At 63.8% G+C, this 2,664-nt stretch carries 3 protein-coding genes; 1 reads left to right on the top strand and 2 read right to left on the bottom strand.

Annotation, left to right across the window (positions count from 1 at the left end; all coding sequences use genetic code 11):
* Positions 1 to 1,185: 1,185 nt before the first annotated feature.
* Complete coding sequence (locus tag BRAS3809_RS06120; protein ID WP_008961223.1) at positions 1,186 to 1,413, bottom strand: hypothetical protein; 228 nt, start codon at positions 1,411 to 1,413, stop codon at positions 1,186 to 1,188.
* Between the two features lie 275 nt (positions 1,414 to 1,688).
* On the opposite strand from BRAS3809_RS06120, the gene BRAS3809_RS06115 reads away from it, so the two are divergent.
* Positions 1,689 to 2,108, top strand: coding sequence for an NUDIX hydrolase (locus BRAS3809_RS06115; protein ID WP_008961222.1), 420 nt, complete (start codon positions 1,689 to 1,691; stop codon positions 2,106 to 2,108).
* A 140-nt stretch (positions 2,109 to 2,248) separates the two neighbouring features.
* On the opposite strand, the gene BRAS3809_RS06110 is transcribed toward BRAS3809_RS06115, so the two are convergent.
* Positions 2,249 to 2,458: a hypothetical protein gene (locus BRAS3809_RS06110; protein ID WP_008961221.1), complete on the bottom strand. Its 210-nt coding sequence runs from the start codon at positions 2,456 to 2,458 to the stop codon at positions 2,249 to 2,251.
* Between the last annotated feature and the right edge of the window lie 206 nt (positions 2,459 to 2,664).

Here is a 2,664-nt window from a genome sequence, read left to right as displayed (position 1 = left end):
TTTGGTCCCGAGACCCGCAAGGACTCCGCCGTCCACGTTTCTCTTTCTTCATCTTCACTTGTCAAACAGCCCGCACTTGTTAGTTCGCGAATAACGTCGCAGAGAACTAATTAGTGCATCAACTTCTCTGGCCTCTTTCGCCGTCGAAGTCCCGATTGCCGGGGCGCTTCACATAGCCGATTTTGAGAGACCGTCAAGAGCTTTTCTGAAGAAAAACTCAGGAGCCCGTCGGAAGAAGAAACATCAGAGAAAACAACGTTGGTCCCGGAAGTCGGGGGCCTCAGTCATCGGTGATGTCCGGCTGGCGTGGTGGTGAGATAGTGCGATGCCGCATCCCGCGCAAGAACTTTTTGCGACGGCTGTGAAGAAATGTGGACAGCGCTGTCGCCCCCAACTCCCGACCGCATCGCGCGCAGTTGCCGTTCCATTTTGGAACGGGCGGCGCACGCGGTGTGGGACTTGGCTTGCTGTCGGTTGCAGCAGCGCACACCACGAGTGCAGGGGACGCGATGTTTTGCCGTTGACGAGGAAAGACGCTGGCGTAACGGTCGGCGTCGATCTGCAACGCCGCAATCCTCGCTTTGCGATCGAGCATCGCGCGCGGTGTGAACCGCGAGCAGATCCGGACCGGACACGCTGCCGAGAGGCGCGTTCGCGGCATCGCACACATCGCGCAAGCGAAGTTGCCTCGTTCACGCCGCCGCCACCGCGGAGACGAGGCCTGCGACGAGAGCCGGCGGCGGTCGAGAGCTTGCGAAGCGGCACCGCCTCTGCCCCCGCAGCGAAGCGGCCCTTCACCGCGACGCAATGCGAGATCGCGGCCCCGCGTGTTGAGCACCGATCCTTTCTCCTGGAGAAACGCAGCGTCGTGACCGACCAAGACACCGCTGGCCGTGCCGTTGACGTTCGACCCCTGCCCGGCGTTCGCCCGGCCGGGCTCAACCGTGCTGAGACGGGACTTGCGACAGGTCGGGATTACCGTCAGCAGAACCGGACGGCTGTACGACATGATGTTCCCGTCCCGTTCCGGGAGATCGCGGACCGGCCTGAGCCCCACGCGCGCGGGCGATCTCCCTCAGCCTGGCCGTTAAGCGGCCAAGGCTCGACCAGATTCGGACAGGTCAGGAATGTTGCCGCAAGCGCTCGAGACATCCGACCGATCCGGCACGGGTCGGCCGTTCCCCGTCAACGCGATCGCGGCGGATTGCTTCGCGCGGGTGCGGCCAGGAAACGGTCGAGCTCGGCGATGGCCTCCGCCTCGCGCGCGCGCCGCAGCTGTCTGGCCTGCTCGATGCCCGGCGGCAGACGCTTGGCCAAGTCGCGCGCCTCGCGCGCGGTCTTCAACAGGCGCTCGGCCAGCGTCATCGTCTGCTTGACGCGCCGCCTTCGCTTTTTCGGAATATCGACTTCCATGCAGTGCGAACCCGGTTTCGATTGAAACGCCAACACAACCCTAGATGATCAGTCGCCACCTGCAGCTACATAAGTGAATCCGAAATCCACGCGCGCTTCGAACGATGGGATTGCGACGGACCTCCGGCATGTCTCGTTGGCTGAAGTTAGCGCCAGGACGACACCGGCGACGTATCAAATGATAGACGCAGACCTCGGCATGCGCGGCCGCGTCAGGCTCCGCAAGGAACCAATCGACATCCCGCACGGTTCAAGCCGCAGTGGAAGGGGGTCCCATGAAGCACAGACAATTCGCCGCCCTGCCCTTTCGGATCAAGTCGGCACAACTGCGCATTCTCCTGATCACCACGCGCGGCAAGCGGCGATGGTCGGTGCCGAAAGGATCTCCGATGCTGCGCAAGCGCGCGCATCGCGTCGCCGCGATCGAGGCCTATGAGGAGGCCGGGCTGCGCGGCAAGATCAGCCGCCACGCGCTCGGACATTTCAAGCACAGCAAGCGCAAGGGCAAGCGCCGGATCATGTGCGACGTCAAGCTGTACGCGCTGAAGGTGACCAAGCAGCACGGACGTTATCCGGAGAGCGGCGAGCGCGATCTTGTCTGGCTGCCGGCCTCCGAGGCTGCACGCCGCGTCCATCATCCCGAGCTGCGACGGCTGATCCAAAGTTTTTCGCGACAACAGCGCAAGCGAAGATGAGCCGGGGATGGCGATCAGAATCCGCGGCTGCAGTCATCCTTGCACAGCCAGAGCTCGATGCGCGCTGCTTGGGACCATGTGACCTGCACCCCATCCGCTCGATCGCTTGAAGGTTGAAACACCAGTCCGACGCCCGCCGCTCAGCGCTCGGCGAACTTGATCGTCGACACCGGCCAGCGGCCTTCGTGACCGCTGATCGCAATGCGCAGGCCGTGCAGCTCGTCGAGATAGACCTGCTCCACGGTTCCGGCCTTGCCGTCGCTCAGGGCCACGCATTTCCCGATCAGCTCGGTCTGGGCGTGCTCGAACTCGTACAGGATGGTGAAGGCTCGCGTCTTGACGGCAACCATGAAGGGACGGGGGGCTGATGAGGGAAGCCGCGACGCTGCGGGACAGGCCGGCGCTGGCCGGGAGATCGGATCTCCCCGGCGCGAGGTCAACCACCATCAAGCGATCGTGCACGCGGCCCGTGCGGCGTGCACGATCGCGTCAGCGGCACTCGAAATTCGCCGCGTCTTCGAGGCTTCCGCTCCCCTTGTAGGTCAGGACCTTCGGG

It is taken from the genome of Bradyrhizobium sp. STM 3809 (assembly GCF_000239795.1).
Classification (GTDB): Bacteria; Pseudomonadota; Alphaproteobacteria; order Rhizobiales; family Xanthobacteraceae; genus Bradyrhizobium.
The sequence above is the reverse complement of the archived record's forward strand: the minus strand, read 5'-3'. Positions and strand labels throughout refer to the sequence as shown.

What these genes read in the sequence shown, in the direction of transcription:
- BRAS3809_RS06120 (WP_008961223.1), bottom strand. Translation starts at nt 1,413, where the DNA reads ATGGAAGTCGATATTCCGAAAAAGCGAAGGCGGCGCGTCAAGCAGACG.
- BRAS3809_RS06115 (WP_008961222.1), top strand. Translation starts at nt 1,689, where the DNA reads ATGAAGCACAGACAATTCGCCGCCCTGCCCTTTCGGATCAAGTCGGCA.
- BRAS3809_RS06110 (WP_008961221.1), bottom strand. Translation starts at nt 2,458, where the DNA reads ATGGTTGCCGTCAAGACGCGAGCCTTCACCATCCTGTACGAGTTCGAG.